The organism is Polaromonas sp. SP1, assembly GCF_003711205.1.
In the GTDB taxonomy this organism is placed as follows: domain Bacteria; phylum Pseudomonadota; class Gammaproteobacteria; order Burkholderiales; family Burkholderiaceae_C; genus Polaromonas.
This window is the reverse complement of sequence record NZ_CP031013.1, coordinates 228,854-242,809: the sequence shown is the minus strand read 5'-3', so window position 1 is coordinate 242,809 and position 13,956 is coordinate 228,854. Positions and strand designations below refer to the sequence as shown.

13 protein-coding genes are annotated in these 13,956 nt (G+C 63.7%); 3 read left to right on the top strand and 10 right to left on the bottom strand.

Translation table 11 applies throughout. The annotated features are described in order from the left end of the window. Nucleotide 1: 1 nt before the first annotated feature. The 8 genes from DT070_RS01150 to urtA all read right to left on the bottom strand — a co-directional run bounded on the left by DT070_RS01150 (nt 2) and on the right by urtA (nt 7,734). On the bottom strand, nt 2–1,039 hold the full coding sequence (locus DT070_RS01150) for an aliphatic amidase (RefSeq protein ID WP_122953752.1): 1,038 nt from the start codon (nt 1,037–1,039) through the stop codon (nt 2–4). A 30-nt stretch (nt 1,040–1,069) separates the two neighbouring features. Further along, nucleotides 1,070–1,411: a zinc ribbon domain-containing protein gene (locus tag DT070_RS01145; protein WP_122953751.1), complete on the bottom strand. Its 342-nt coding sequence runs from the start codon at nt 1,409–1,411 to the stop codon at nt 1,070–1,072. A gap of 17 nt (nt 1,412–1,428) precedes the next feature. Then, entirely contained in the window at nt 1,429–2,658 is a 1,230-nt protein-coding gene (gene fmdA, locus DT070_RS01140) for a formamidase (RefSeq protein ID WP_122953750.1), read from the bottom strand. Between the two features lie 54 nt (nt 2,659–2,712). Then, nucleotides 2,713–3,402 (bottom strand): urea ABC transporter ATP-binding subunit UrtE, encoded by a 690-nt coding sequence (gene urtE / locus DT070_RS01135; protein WP_122953749.1) that lies wholly within the window; start codon nt 3,400–3,402, stop codon nt 2,713–2,715. Nucleotides 3,403–3,427: 25 nt separating this feature from the next. Further along, a complete protein-coding gene (gene urtD, locus DT070_RS01130) occupies nt 3,428–4,171 on the bottom strand; it encodes an urea ABC transporter ATP-binding protein UrtD (RefSeq protein WP_122957189.1) in 744 nt (247 codons plus the stop codon). 30 nt (nt 4,172–4,201) lie between these two features. Then, the gene (gene urtC, locus DT070_RS01125; protein WP_122953748.1) at nt 4,202–5,395 is read right to left on the bottom strand and encodes an urea ABC transporter permease subunit UrtC; all 1,194 of its coding nucleotides are present in this window, start codon (nt 5,393–5,395) and stop codon (nt 4,202–4,204) included. Nucleotides 5,396–5,434: 39 nt separating this feature from the next. Then, the gene (urtB, locus tag DT070_RS01120; protein ID WP_122953747.1) at nt 5,435–6,349 is read right to left on the bottom strand and encodes an urea ABC transporter permease subunit UrtB; all 915 of its coding nucleotides are present in this window, start codon (nt 6,347–6,349) and stop codon (nt 5,435–5,437) included. 113 nt (nt 6,350–6,462) lie between these two features. After that, entirely contained in the window at nt 6,463–7,734 is a 1,272-nt protein-coding gene (urtA, locus tag DT070_RS01115) for an urea ABC transporter substrate-binding protein (RefSeq protein ID WP_122953746.1), read from the bottom strand. Nucleotides 7,735–7,941: 207 nt separating this feature from the next. On the opposite strand from urtA, the gene DT070_RS01110 reads away from it, so the two are divergent. From DT070_RS01110 to dcd, 3 genes are all read left to right on the top strand, one after another. Continuing rightward, nucleotides 7,942–11,319 (top strand): ATP-binding protein, encoded by a 3,378-nt coding sequence (locus tag DT070_RS01110; protein WP_122953745.1) that lies wholly within the window; start codon nt 7,942–7,944, stop codon nt 11,317–11,319. Then, nucleotides 11,312–12,205: a response regulator transcription factor gene (locus DT070_RS01105; RefSeq protein WP_122953744.1), complete on the top strand. Its 894-nt coding sequence runs from the start codon at nt 11,312–11,314 to the stop codon at nt 12,203–12,205. The genes DT070_RS01110 and DT070_RS01105 overlap by 8 nt, the downstream gene beginning before the upstream one ends. A gap of 194 nt (nt 12,206–12,399) precedes the next feature. Further along, nucleotides 12,400–12,975 (top strand): dCTP deaminase, encoded by a 576-nt coding sequence (dcd, locus tag DT070_RS01100; RefSeq protein ID WP_092130498.1) that lies wholly within the window; start codon nt 12,400–12,402, stop codon nt 12,973–12,975. Between the two features lie 68 nt (nt 12,976–13,043). Here dcd and DT070_RS01095 read toward each other — a convergent pair whose 3' ends face one another. Together DT070_RS01095 and DT070_RS01090 are read right to left on the bottom strand one after the other, a co-directional pair. Then, nucleotides 13,044–13,466, bottom strand: a complete 423-nt coding sequence (locus DT070_RS01095) for a universal stress protein (protein WP_122953743.1) — start codon at nt 13,464–13,466, stop codon at nt 13,044–13,046. 24 nt (nt 13,467–13,490) lie between these two features. Continuing rightward, nucleotides 13,491–13,934: a universal stress protein gene (locus DT070_RS01090; protein WP_122953742.1), complete on the bottom strand. Its 444-nt coding sequence runs from the start codon at nt 13,932–13,934 to the stop codon at nt 13,491–13,493. Between the last annotated feature and the right edge of the window lie 22 nt (nt 13,935–13,956).

The window sequence follows — 13,956 nt, the reverse complement described above, 5'->3', positions numbered from 1 at the left end:
CTCAGGCCGTCACGCTGCTCTGGTTCGGAATCCCTTCCATGGGCGCCTCATCCGTGCCAATCGTGGTCCGCGTAAATGACTCCACCTGCTGGCGCGCCGCCACCGGGTCGCGCAGCCAGTCGGCATAAAAGCTGAAGGGGCATGTCGGCGTGCCCTTGTCGCCGTCGCCCGAGTTGATCATGCCGGTGTAGCCGCGGTGCAGCAGCTTGAACAAATGGTTTTCCGACTGGCCGTTGCGGCGGAAGTCGCGGATCAGGCTCTTGGACAGCGCCGCATACTGCACGCCCATTTCCTCTTCGCCGCATTCACCCAGCGTGCGGCCGTCAAAGCCGATCAGCGCCGAGTGGCCGAAATAGGAATACACGCCGTCAAAGCCTGACGCGTTGGCCACCGCCACATAGGTGTTGTTGGCAAAGGCCATGGCCTTGCTGATCAGGATCTGCTGCTCTTTGGCCGGGTACATATAACCCTGGCAGCGCACGATGAGTTCGGCGCCTTTCATCGCGCAGTCACGCCAGATCTCCGGGTAGTTGCCGTCGTCGCAAATGATGAGGCTGATCTTCATGCCCTTGGGCCCGTCAGTCACATAGGTGCGGTCGCCGGGGTACCAGCCTTCGATCGGCACCCAGGGCATGATCTTGCGGTACTTCTGCACGATCTCACCCTGGTCGTTCATCAGGATCAGCGTGTTGTAGGGCGCCTTGCGCGGGTGCTCTTCGTGCCGCTCGCCCGTGAGCGAAAACACGCCCCACACCTTGGCGCGGCGGCAGGCCGCCGCGAAGATCTCGGTTTCAAAGCCCGGCACCGTGGCGGCGTTCTCATGCATCTCCTTGCTGTCGTACATGATGCCGTGGGTGCTGTACTCGGGGAAGATCACCAGGTCCAAGCCGGGCAGGCCCTTCTTCATGCCTTCGAGCATGCGCGCGATGTTGTTCGCGTTCTCCACCACTTCGGCCTTGGTGTGCAGGCGCGGCATCTTGTAGTTGACCACCGCCACGCCGACGGTGTCCTTGCTGCTGGAAATATCGCCGTGAATCATGTCGTGCTCCTCGCGGGTTGGGAAAGCCCTCTAGTGGCTGATCATCCAGGGGCGTTTGCTTGGGAAGGCTTTATTGCCATTGGGTGCGGTGACCGTGGCGCCGCGTTTGCCGCTGGAGCAGCAACCGCAGCCGGCCGGGTGCTTGAGCCGCGCATAGTCACCGGAGCGCTTGGGCTCATGCCGGGCGCGCTCATTGGTGTCCATCGCGCGGCGCGCGCCGTCTTCCATCAGCGCCAACGAAGGCGCGACGGACAAAATGCGCGCCGACAGGCCACCGCAACTGGGGCAGGCGGCCGCCTGATTGCGCATGGAGACCGAACGCAGCGCGTCGAAGCTGCCGCATTGCGGGCAGTCGTAGTCGTAGGTGGGCATGTGTGGCGCCTTCCGTATCAGGGCAGGTCGTGCGACAGCGGCATGCTGATCTTGCCGTCGATGTGCTTGATGGGCCCCGACGCGTTCGGGTTGATGTCGAAGTCGAAGATGCCGGTCGGCAGCCACAACGTGGCGCAGGAATTCGGCACGTCGACGACGCCGCTGATATGGCCCTGCACCGGCGCCGTGCCCAGGATGGAATAAGCCTGCGCACCCGAGTAGCCGAATTTCTTCAGGTACTCGATGGCGTTCAGGCAGGCCTGGCGGTAGGCAACGTTCACGTCCAGGTAGTACTGCTTGCCGGCCTCGTCGACCGAGATGCCTTCAAAGATCAAATAGTCGTCATAGCGCGGCGTGATCACGCTGGGCTTGAAGATCGGGTTCTTGATGCCGTACTTGGCCATGCCGCCCTTGATCAGCGTGACTTTCATGTGCACCCAGCCGGCCATCTCGATGGCGCCGCAAAAGGTGATCTCGCCGTCGCCCTGGCTGAAGTGCAGGTCGCCCACTGACAGGCCTGCGCCGTCGACATACACCGGGAAGTAGACCTTGGAGCCGCGCGACAAATCCTTGATGTCGCAGTTGCCGCCGTGTTCGCGCGGCGGCACGGTGCGCGCGCCCTCGGCCGCGGCCTTGTCGCGCGCGGCGCCCGTCATCTTGCCCATGTGGGCGGTGCCGGCCGAGGGCGGGTTGGCCAGGCCCGTGCGTGTCGGGTCGCTGTCGATCAGCGCCTGTTCGCGCGTGTTCCACATCTCCAGCATGGCCTTGTCAGGCAGGCAGCCGATCAGGCCGGGGTGGATCAGCCCGGCGAAGTTGACCCCCGGCACGTGGCGCGAACTGGTGAACATGCCCTTGAAGTCCCAGATCGATTTCTGCGCTTCGGGGAAATGGTCGGTCAAAAAGCCGCCGCCGTTCTTCTTGCTGAAGAAACCGTTAAAACCCCAGAGGCTGTCCTGCTTGGCGCCTATGTCCAGCAGGTCCACCACCAGCAGGTCGCCGGGTTCCGCGCCTTTGACGCCCACCGGGCCCGAGAGGTAATGCACCGTGCTGAGGTCGATGTCGCGCACGTCGTCGGCGCTGTCGTTGTTCTTGATGAAGCCGCCGGTCCAGTCAAAGGTTTCCAGGATGAAGTCATCGCCCGGGTTGACCCAGCAGGCCATGGGGATGTCCGGGTGCCAGCGGTTGTGGATGTTTTCGTTGAGGGTGGGCGACTTTGTCAGGTCAACCTTGATCAGCGTGTCGGTCATGCCATATCTCCTGGTGGTGATGAATAAAAGGGAAAGGAAAAAGGGAAGGAAAAATCAGACGGAAAGAAACTGCTTGATGCGTGCCGTGTCGGTGCCGGCCCGCGTGCTTTCATGCACCAGTTGCCCGCCCTCAATGACGAAGAGCCTGTCGGCCACGTCCATCGCAAAGCTCAGCACCTGCTCCGACACCACAATCGTGATTTCGCGCATCTTGCGGATCTCGTTCAGGGCCTTGGCGATGTCCTTGATGATGGAAGGCTGTATGCCCTCGGTCGGCTCGTCCAGCAGTAATACCTTGGGGTTGGTCACCAGCGCGCGGGCAATCGCCAGCTGCTGCTGCTGCCCGCCCGAGAGGTTGCCGCCTTTGCGGCTGCGCATGTCGAAGAGCACAGGGAAGAGCGCATAGATTTCTTCGGGGATCTGCTTGTGTTTCGCGTTCTCCAGGCCGGTGAGGATGTTCTCCTGCACCGTGAGCGTCGGGAAAATCATGCGGCCCTGCGGCACATAGGCCACACCCTTGGCCACGCGCTGGTAGCTTTCGTCCTTTGAGATGTCCAGGCCGTCGACTTCAATCGTTCCGGACTTGAGCGGCAGGATGCCGATCAGCGACTTGAAGAGCGTCGTCTTGCCCATGCCGTTGCGGCCCATGATGGCGACGGTTTCGTTTTTCTTGGCAGAAAAGCTGATGCCGTGCAGCGCCTCGCTTTGCCCGTAGCTGACGTGGAGGTTGTTGACGTTGAGCATGGTGATTTCCTTGGTGCTTTGGTGCTTAGTGGCCCAGGTACACGTCGATCACGCGCGGATCGGCCTGCACTTTTTCCATCGACCCTTCGGCCAGGATCTTTCCCTGGTGCATGACGGTCACCTTGTCGGCGATGCGCTTGACGAACTCCATGTCGTGCTCGATGACGATCATGGCGCGGCCCTTGCAGATGCGTTTGAGCAGCTCGGCGGTCAGCTCGCGCTCACGCACGCTCATGCCGGCAATCGGTTCGTCCAGCATCAGCAGCTCCGGGTCCTGCATCAGCAGCATGCCGATTTCGAGCCACTGCTTTTGCCCGTGCGAGAGCAGGCCGGCCTCGGTGTCCAGCTGCTCGCCCAGGCCGATCTCGGCCGCCACGGCCTGCACCCGGGCCTTGACTTCTTCCGTGCGCTTGAAGAACAACGCGCCGAACACGCCGCGACCGCGCGGGAAGGAGACTTCCAGGTTCTGGAACACGCTGAGGTTTTCGTAGATCGACGGCGTCTGGAACTTGCGGCCTATGCCGGAGCGCACGATCTGGTACTCGGGCAGTTTGGTCATCTCGGCGTTCTTGAACTTGATGCGGCCGTGGCTGGCGCGTGTCTTGCCGCAGATCAGGTCCAGCAGCGTGGTCTTGCCCGCGCCGTTGGGGCCGATGATCACGCGCAGCTCGTTCTGGTCGACGTAGAGGTTCAGGCTGTCGATGGCTTTGAAGCCGTCGAAGGAGACCGTCAGGTCTTCGACCGACAGCACAAAATCGTTGGGGGTCATGGCGGGGGCGATCATGGTGGCGTCCTTGGTTCAGGTGCGCTGGCCGCTCAAACCGGCAGGCAGCGTGGGCGTTTCAGGGGCCGCAACCGGCGGCGGCGCCATGGGCGGGGCGGCAGGCGGCTCGACCGTTTCGCGTTGTGTGCGTGCGAAGCGTTTGGCCAGCCAGGGCTTGACGCGCTGGGTGTACACACCGGCCAGCCCGTCAGGAAAGGCCAGCACCACGCCCAGGAACATGCCGGCCATCAGGAACAGCCAGAGATCCGGAAAGCTTTCGGAAAAATAGGTCTTGCCGAAGTTCACCAGCAGCGCGCCATACACCGCGCCCACCAGCGACATGCGCCCGCCTACGGCGGCAAAGATCACCATCTCGATGGACGGCACGATGCCGACCAGCGAAGGCGACATAAAGCCCACCTGCAGGGTGAACATGGCGCCGCCCACGGCAGAGAGCATGGCCGCAAAGCAGAAGGCAAACACCCGGAACATGGCGACGTCATAGCCCGAAAAGCGCACACGGTCTTCCTTGTCGCGCATGGCCAGCAGCAGCGTGCCCAGCTTGCTCTTCTGGATCCAGGTGCACAGCACGATGGCGCCCAGCAGCAGGCCCACGGTGAGGAAGTAGAGGATGTACTTGGCGCTGTCGGTGCGGGTGTCCCAGCCCAGAATGGTCTTGAGGTCGGTCATGCCGTTGACGCCGCCGGTGTAGCCCTGCTGGCCGATGATGAGCACGGTGAGGATCAGCGCCACGGCCTGCGTGATGATGGCGAAGTACACGCCGCCCACGCGCCGCTTGAACATGGCGTAGCCGATGATGAAGGCCAGCAGCGTGGGCACCACCAGGATCAGGGCCAGCGTGAGCGGAAAGGACTGGAAAGGTTTCCACCAGATCGGCAGGGCGGTGATCTGGTTCCAGTCCATGAAGTCGGGGATGCCGGGCGTGGACTGGATCTTGGTGGTGATGGGGTCGCTGGCTTCCAGTTTGAGGAACATGGCCATGCCGTAGCCGCCCAGGCCGAAGAACACGCCCTGGCCCAGGCTCAGCACGCCGCCGTAACCCCAGAGCATCACCAGGCCCAGCGCGACGAAGGCATAACTCAGGTACTTTCCCACGAGGTTGAGGCGGAACAAGTCGAGTGCCAGGGGAAAGGCCACCAGCAGCACCAGGGCCAGCAGGGCGACATTGCCCAGGCCGTTGCGCTCTATCCATTGCTTGAGGCTGTTCATGAAAAACTCCGGTTGTCTAGATGGGAATACGGTGAAAGCTCAGCGCCGGACCTTGGAGGCGAACAGCCCTTGCGGGCGCAGCATCAGGATGGTCACGATGGTCATCAGCGTCAGCACCTTGGCCATGGAGCCGGTCATGAAGAATTCGGCAACCGATTGCGTCTGTGCGATGCCGAAGGCCGAGACCACGGTGCCCAGCAGGCTGGCCGCGCCGCCGAAGGTGACCACCAGGAAGGCGTCGACGATGTAGAGCGAGCCGCTGGTCGGGCCGGTCGAGCCAATGGTGGTGAAGGCCGCGCCGGCCACGCCGGCGATGCCGCAGCCGATGGCAAAGGTCAGCCGGTCGGTCTTCTTGGTGTTGATGCCGGTGGCGTTGGCCATCACGCGGTTGGCAACCGTGGCGCGCACGCGCAGGCCCCAGCGCGACTTGTGCAGCGCGATCAGCACGCCGCAGGTCACCACCAGGGTGAGCGCCATCACGAACATGCCGTTGATGGGAATGTCCAGGCCTTCAGCGGGCGCCCATGAGCCCATCAGCCAGTCGGGCAGGGTGGGGCTGACTTCCTTGGCGCCGAAGGTGGTGCGAAAGATCTGCTGCATGCCCAGCGACAAGCCCCAGGTGGCGAGCAGCGTGTCCAGCGGGCGCTTGTACAGGTGGCGTATGAAAGCCCATTCAGCCAGCCAGCCGACGGCGAAGGCGAAGAGGAAAGCCGCAACGATGGCGAAGGGAAAGTAGGCCTGCACGAAACCGGGTGCGTAGGTTTCGGACAGGTGCGAAAACAGGTAGATGGTGTAGGCGCCAATGGTCATGAATTCGCCATGCGCCATGTTGATGACGCCCATCTGCCCGAAGATGATGGCCAGGCCCAGGCCCATCAGCAGCAGCACGGAAAACAGGCTCAGCCCGGCAAAGCCTTGCATCAGGCCGATGTTGAGCATTTCGGAAAGATTCATGGTGGGGCTCCGGTGCGGCGGTGAATCAAAAAAGGCAATACGTCAGTCAAGAAGCTCCTGCCGGCTCCCCCCGCCATACGGCGGAGGGAACCGTCAGGAGCCAGCGCCAACGATTACTGGTAGCCCTTGGGGAAGGGGTTGGGTTCGATCAGCGCCGGCGATTCAGCCACCACCTTGAACTGGCCGTCGGCCTGCGCCTGGCCGATGCGTGCCTTGCTCCAGAGGTGGTGGTTTTCGTGCAGCTTCACGTAGCCTTCGGGGGCGGTCTTGAGCTCGATGCCCGCGGAGGCCGCGGCGATCTTGTCCACGTCGAAGCTGCCGGCTTTTTCAACCGTCGCTTTCCACAGCCAGGGGCCGAGGTAACCGGCCTGCGTCACGTCGCCGATCACCGCGTCCTTGCCGTACTTGGCCTTGAAGGCGCTGACGAAGGCCTTGTTATTGGGGTTGTCCAGCGACTGGAAGTACTTCATGGAGGCGTAGAAGCCGTTCATGTTTTCGCCGCCAATACCCAGCACCTCGTCTTCGGTGACCGAGATGGTCAGCAGGAATTGTTTGGCGGCGGTGACGCCGGCTGCTTTCAGCTGTTTGTAGAAGGCCACGTTGGAGCCGCCCACCACCGCGATGAAGATGCAGTCGGGTTTGGCGACCTTGATCTTGTTGATCAGCGAGTTGAAGTTGGTGTGGCCCAGCGGGTAGTACTCTTCACCGACGACCTTGCTGCCGGAGAGGTGGCCTTCGATGTGCTTGCGGCCGATCTTCATCGAGGTGCGCGGCCAGATGTAGTCGGAGCCGACCAGGAAGAAGGTCTTGGCTTTCTTTTCTTTCGAGGCCCAGTCCAGGCCGTAGAGGATTTGCTGCGTGGCTTCCTGGCCGGTGTAGATCACGTTTTTGCTTTGCTCCAGGCCTTCGTAAAAGGTCGGGTAATACAGCATGCCGTTTTCTTTTTCAAAGATCGGCAGCACGGCCTTGCGCGAGGCCGAGGTCCAGCAGCCGAACACGGCGGCCACCTTGTCGTTGACCAGCAGCTTCTTGGATTTTTCGGCAAAGGTCGGCCAGTCGGAGGCGCCGTCCTCCTTGATGACCTTGATCTTGCGGCCCAGCACGCCGCCCATGGCGTTGATCTGGTCGATGGCCAGCTGCTCGGCCTGGATGGAACCCGTCTCGGAAATCGCCATGGTGCCGGTGGCCGAGTGCAACTGGCCCACGGTCACTTCGGTGTCGGTGACGGCCAGCTTGGTGGTGTTGACCTTGGCTGTGGGGAACTGCTGCGCAAGGGCCCAGCCGGGCAGTCCCGCCAGGGGAAGCGCAGCGGCTGCGCCCTGCATAAGGCGGCGGCGGTTGATAAGGGAAGGCTGGGAAGATGGATCGCGATCGTCGTTGGACATGCTGGGCTCCTGCGGTTGGTGAAAGGGTGAGTGAAAAGTGAAGTGATCAGGGATTGCGTTGGGGTCAGGTGGATCATGTTCACCAGGGGCGCGTATCCCAATACGTCAATCAACGTAGCCCACCTTTTTGGTGCGCCGGGCACACTTCTTGCGGAACGCTTTGGGTGCGTTGCCGCAGCCCTACGGCCGTTCGACGGAGACCGCCCCTTGACCATCGCCACCCAGAAAATATTCCGCATCCGCCGCGAATACAACGCGTGGGTGGCCGACGAGTCCGTGGAGGACTACGCGCTGCGCTATACCTCGCGCGGCTTTCGCAAGTGGTCGGAGTGGCGTGTGGGCAATACGGCTTTCGGCGCGGTCTCGTTTCTCGCGCTGGAGGCGATAGGCGGCGCGATCGCACTGAACTACGGCTTTACCAATGCGCTGTGGGCCATCCTGGTGGTGGGGCTGATCACCTTCTTCACCGGCCTGCCCATCAGCTACTACGCCGCCCGCTACGGCGTCGACATGGACCTGCTCACGCGCGGGGCGGGCTTCGGCTACCTGGGCTCGACCATCACCTCGCTGATCTACGCGAGCTTCACCTTCATCTTCTTTGCGCTGGAGGCGGCCATCATGGCGCTGGCGCTGCAGATGTACCTCGATATCCCGATCGCATGGTGTTATGTGATCAGCGCGGTGGTGATCGTGCCGCTGGTGGTGCGCGGCATCACGCTGATCTCGCGCCTGCAGATGTGGACGCAGCCGCTGTGGGGCGTGTTGCTGCTGCTGCCTTACCTGGCCGTGCTCTGGAAGAACCCGCAGGCTTTTTTCGATTTCACGGGCCTGGCCGGGCGCACCTCGGGCAGCAGCGAGTTTGACCCGCTCATGTTTGGTGCGGCGGCCACCGTGGCGTTCTCGCTTGTGGTGCAGATCGGCGAGCAGGTGGACTTTTTGCGCTTTTTGCCCGAAAAGACCCATGCCAACCGCCGGCGCTGGTGGGCCGCCGTGCTGATGGCCGGGCCGGGCTGGATCGTGCTGGGCATGCTGAAAATGCTGGGCGGCGCTTTCCTGGCCTTCCTGGTGCTGCAGCATGAGCTGCCTGCCGCCAAGGCGATGGAGCCCACGCAGATGTACCTGGCCGGCTTTGCCTACGTGTTCAGCAACCCGGCCTGGGTGCTCGCGGCGACGGTCGTCTTTGTGGTGGTGTCGCAGCTCAAGATCAACCTCACCAACGCTTATGCGGGCTCGCTCGCGTGGTCCAACTTTTTTGCCCGCCTCACGCACAGCCACCCGGGCCGCGTGGTCTGGCTGGTGTTCAACGTGACCATCGCGCTGCTGCTGATGACGCTGGATGTTTTTTCGGCGCTGGAGAAAGTGCTGGGACTTTACGGCAATGTGGCGATTGCCTGGGTGGGTGCGCTGGTGGCCGATCTTGTCATCAACAAGCCGCTGGGCCTGAGCCCCAGGGGCATCGAGTTCAAGCGCGCGCACCTCTACGACATCAACCCGGTGGGGCTGGGCTCCATGCTGCTGGCGGCCACGGTGGCGGTGGTGGCCTACACCGGCGCCATGGGGCCGCGGGCCGAGGCGTTTTCGCCCTTCATCGCACTGGGCATGGCGCTGGTGCTCTCGCCGCTGCTGGCGTGGCTCACCAAGGGGCGCTACTACATCGCCCGCCTGCCCGAGGCCGTGGGGGTGCCGGGCCAGATGGTGCGCTGCCATGTGTGCGAGAACGCCTTCGAGGCCGAAGACATGGCCGGCTGCCCGGCTTACGGCGCGCCCATCTGTTCGCTGTGCTGCACGCTGGAGTCGCGCTGCCACGACCGCTGCAAGACGCGCTCACGCGCCGCCGAGCAGGCGGAGCAGTTTTTGACCACGCTGCTGCCCAGCGCGTTGTCGGGCCGCGTGAACTTTCGCGTCGGCCACTACATGGTGGTGACGCTGTCGCTGTGCGCCCTGCTGGCCACCGTGATGGGCATGGTGTACACACAGGAGACCGCCTTTGCCCTGTCGGGTGATCTCTCCAGCCTCTTGCGCTCGGCCTTTGTGAAAGTGTTCGCCATGCTGCTGCTCATCGTTGCGGTGTGCAGCTGGTGGGTGGTGCTGGGCAGTGAAAGCCGGCGCATGGCGCAGGACGAGTCGAACCGGCAGAACCAGCTGCTGTCGCGTGAGATCGAGGCGCACCAGCGCACCGATGCGGCGCTGCAGACCGCCAAGGAAGTGGCCGAGTCGGCCAACCAGGCCAAGACGCGTTATGTGGCCGGCATGACGCACGAGCTGCGCACGCCGCTCAACAGCATCCTGGGGTACTCGCAAATCCTGCTCAAGAGCGAGGCCCTCACCCACACCCCGCGCGAAGCCGTGCAAACCATCCAGCGCAGCGGCGAGCATTTGCTGCAGCTGGTCGACGGCCTGCTGGACCTGGCGCGCATCGAGGCCGGCCGCTTGCGCCTGGAGCCCATTCCCGTGCCGCTGCCCGACTTTATCGAGGGGCTGGTCAGCATGGTGCGCCCGCAGGCCGAAGCCAAGGGTGTGGACTTCATCTACACCCACAGCGGCCGCATGCCGGCCTGGGTGCAGGCCGACGCCAAGCGGCTGCGCCAGATCATCATCAACCTGCTGAGCAACGCGGTGATGTTTACCGACAAGGGCAGCGTGAAGCTGCATGTCGATTGCCGGCGCGAAGTGATCCGCTTTGATGTGGTGGACACCGGCATCGGCATTGCGCCGCAAGACCAGCAGCGAATCTTTTTGCCCTTTGAGCGCGGGGCAGCCGGCCGCCGCCGCGGCGAGCCGGGCACCGGGCTGGGCCTGACCATCACCGGCCTGCTCACGGCGCTGATGGGCGGCGATTTGACGCTGCAGAGCGAGCCCGACAAAGGCAGCACCTTCAGCGTGCGGCTGTATTTGCGCGAGATCGACGACCCGGGCCCGCAGGCCGACCCGCCGCACCAGATCGCCGGCTTCTTCGGCAAGCGCAGGACGCTGCTGGTGGTGGACGACCAGCCGGTGCAGCGCCAGATGCTGGCCGGCATGCTCACGCCGCTGGGCTTTGACGTGAAAGAAGCGGCCAGCGGCCTCGAATGCATCGACAGCCTGAAAGACGGTGTGCCCGACGCCATCCTGCTCGACATCAGCATGGACGACATGGACGGGTGGGAAACAGCGCTGCAGATACGCCACCGTGGTTATGCGGAGGTGCCCATCATCGTGGTGTCGGCCAATGTGTTTGAGAACCAGGCCTCGCGCCTCAAGGCGGCGGGCTGCCAGGCGTTTGTCGGCAAGCCGGTGCTGGAGTCCGAGCTGATGGACGCCTTGCAGCGCCACCTGGGGCTGGAGTGGGTGACTTCTGTGGTTTCGCCGGCGCCGCTGGCGGCCAGCACGGCCGGGGAGAGCTCACTGGGCCTGCCCGAGGAGGCCCGCGCTGGGCTCATCCGCCTGGTGAAACTGGGCCATGTGCACGGCCTGCACCGGTTGCTGGACCGCGTCGCGGCCGACGACCCCGCGCTGGCCGCCAGCTGCGCCCGGCTGCGCGGATTTGTCAGCCGCTGTGAGCTGGAACTGCTGCTCGATCATTTGACGGAGGGCGTCGATGCTTGAAGCCGCCGACGAACAACGCCCCGTGGTGCTGGTGGTGGACGACGCCCCCAGCAGCCTGGGCATGCTGTGCGACACGCTCGAAGGCGAGGGCTACACCGTGCTCGTGGCGCGCGACGGCGACTCGGCTTTGCAGCGCCTGGAGCTGGTGGCGCCTGATGCCATCTTGCTGGACGCCGTCATGCCGGGACTCTCGGGCTTTGACACCTGCCGCCAGATCAAGGCCAACCCGGTGATGGCGCACATTCCCGTGATCTTCATGACCGGCCTTTCGGAGACGCCGCATGTGCTCGAAGGCTTTGCCTGCGGCGGCGTCGACTATGTCGTCAAGCCGCTGCGCGCGCAGGAGGTGGTGGCGCGCCTGCACACGCATACCCGCAACGCCCGCATGACGCGGCTGGCGCGCGAGGCGGTGGACGTGGCCGGCTTTGGCGTGGTGCTGGTGGATGCGCGCGGGCGCGTCGCCTGGCGCTCGCCGCAGGCCGCCCTGTGGCTGCAAGGCGCGGAGGGCGGGGCGCAGCCGGGGCGCTTGCCCGAGCCGGTGTACGCCGCGCTGGACGGTGATGCCGGCGAGGTGCTGCTGAGCCTGGCCGGCGTGCAGCTGTCGGTGCGCAACATGGGCCGCGTCGGCATCGGCGAGACCATGCTGCTGCTGGAGCAGCGCAGCGCCAATGCCGCCTCGCCCTCGCGCCTGGCCAATGCCGCCCTTACGCCGCGTGAAACCGAGGTGCTGTCCTGGCTGGCCAAAGGCAAGACCAACCGCGACATCGGCGACATCCTGGGCATGAGCCACCGCACCGTGAACAAGCACCTGGAGCACATCTTTGAAAAACTCGGGGTGGAGACCCGCGCGGCCGCGGCGGCGCTGGCGACCGGGCATGTGTTTTAGGCGGTCGGCCCAGGTTCTGCGGGTTTTGGCCTTTTCCGGGCTTGGCGTGGTCACGTTGAATTTTTAGTGGCCAAATCGTGCTCTAGCCCATACAGGGCATGGACTACCCGCTATCAAACTTGTAGCAATCATGCGCCCGGCGAGGCAGCGCCCCGCTTGCCTACAATCGAGGGCACAGTGAGGAGTTCCCCCGAATGAGCATCAAGAGCGACAAATGGATACGCCACATGGCGGAAACGACCGGCATGATCGAGCCCTTTGAGCCCGGCCAGATACGCGCGGCAGCCGACGGCCAGAAAATCATCAGCTACGGCACCAGCAGCTACGGCTACGACATCCGCTGTGCCCCCGAGTTCAAGGTCTTCACCAACATCCACAGCACCGTGGTCGACCCGAAGAACTTCGACGAAAAAAGCTTTGTCGACTTCCACGGCGACAGCTGCATCATCCCGCCCAACAGCTTCGCGCTGGCCCGCACGGTCGAATACTTCCGCATCCCGCGCAATGTGCTCACCATCTGCCTGGGCAAAAGCACGTACGCCCGCTGCGGCATCATCGTCAACGTCACCCCGTTTGAGCCCGAATGGGAAGGCTACGTGACGCTGGAGTTCTCCAACACCACCCCGCTGCCCGCCAAGATCTACGCCGGCGAAGGCTGCGCGCAAGTCCTGTTCTTTGAAAGCGACAAAGACGACGTCTGCGAAGTCAGCTACAAGGACCGCGGCGGGAAGTACCAGGGGCAAGTGGGCGTGACGCTGCCCAAGGCCTGAGCTTTTCGCGCAATATCACCCGCCCAGCCACCGCCTTGAGGCGGCAAGGTCGGCGGGTTTTCTTTTGCCTACTTCACCAGCAGCACGGGGATATCGCACTCAGCGACCACGCGCTGGGCCACGCTGCCGATCAGCGCGCGGCTGAGCAGTCCCTGGCCGTGCGTGCCCATCACGATGAGGTGCGCTTTCTCGCGTTTGGCGGCGCGCAAAATTTCGGCGGTGGGTGAGCCGACGACGGCCAGCGTCTTGAACGACATCTTGTGGCGCTTCAAAAAACGCTCGATGGGCGCCAGCACTTTTTGCGATTCTTCATCGTGGTACGCGCTGACATTCGCGGCGCCCAGCATGGTCTTGACGCGGCCCGGCACGGGGGCCTGCACATTGAGCACCACGACCTCGCCTTCCGCACCCGCGAGGTCTTCGTGGTTGACCAGGAAAGCCAGGGCTTTTTTGGTGTACTTGCTGCCGTCGGCTGCGAAAAGAATCTTCATGGTGTTTTCTCCGGTGTGAACGATTCACCGTAACACGAGAACCGGGATGGTGCTGTAGGTCAGCACCTGCTGAGTCTCACTGCCCAGCAGGATCCGCTTGATGCCTTTGCGGCCGTGGGGGGCCATGACGATCAGGCCGCACTTGTGCTTTTTCGCGGCGGCCATGATGGAAGTAGCCACCTGGTCGGATTGCATGATCACGGCGCGGGTCTTGAGCCCTTGGGCCTGGGCGGCCTGTTGTGCGGTGTCGATGATGGCCTGGCCGCTTTCGGCCCATTGGGTTTCGATGCGGCTCACGTCCTCGCTTGAGACGGAAGAGCCGCCTTCAAAGTAGCTGGTCGGATAGCGCGGCACGACGTGCAGCAGCACCAGCTCCGCGCCCAGAGACGATGCCAGGCCGATGGCGCCGCACACGGCATTTTTGGAGAGGGTGGAGCCGTCGGTGGCGGCGAGGATGCGGTCGTACATGGTCTTCTTCCGGAGTTGGGGC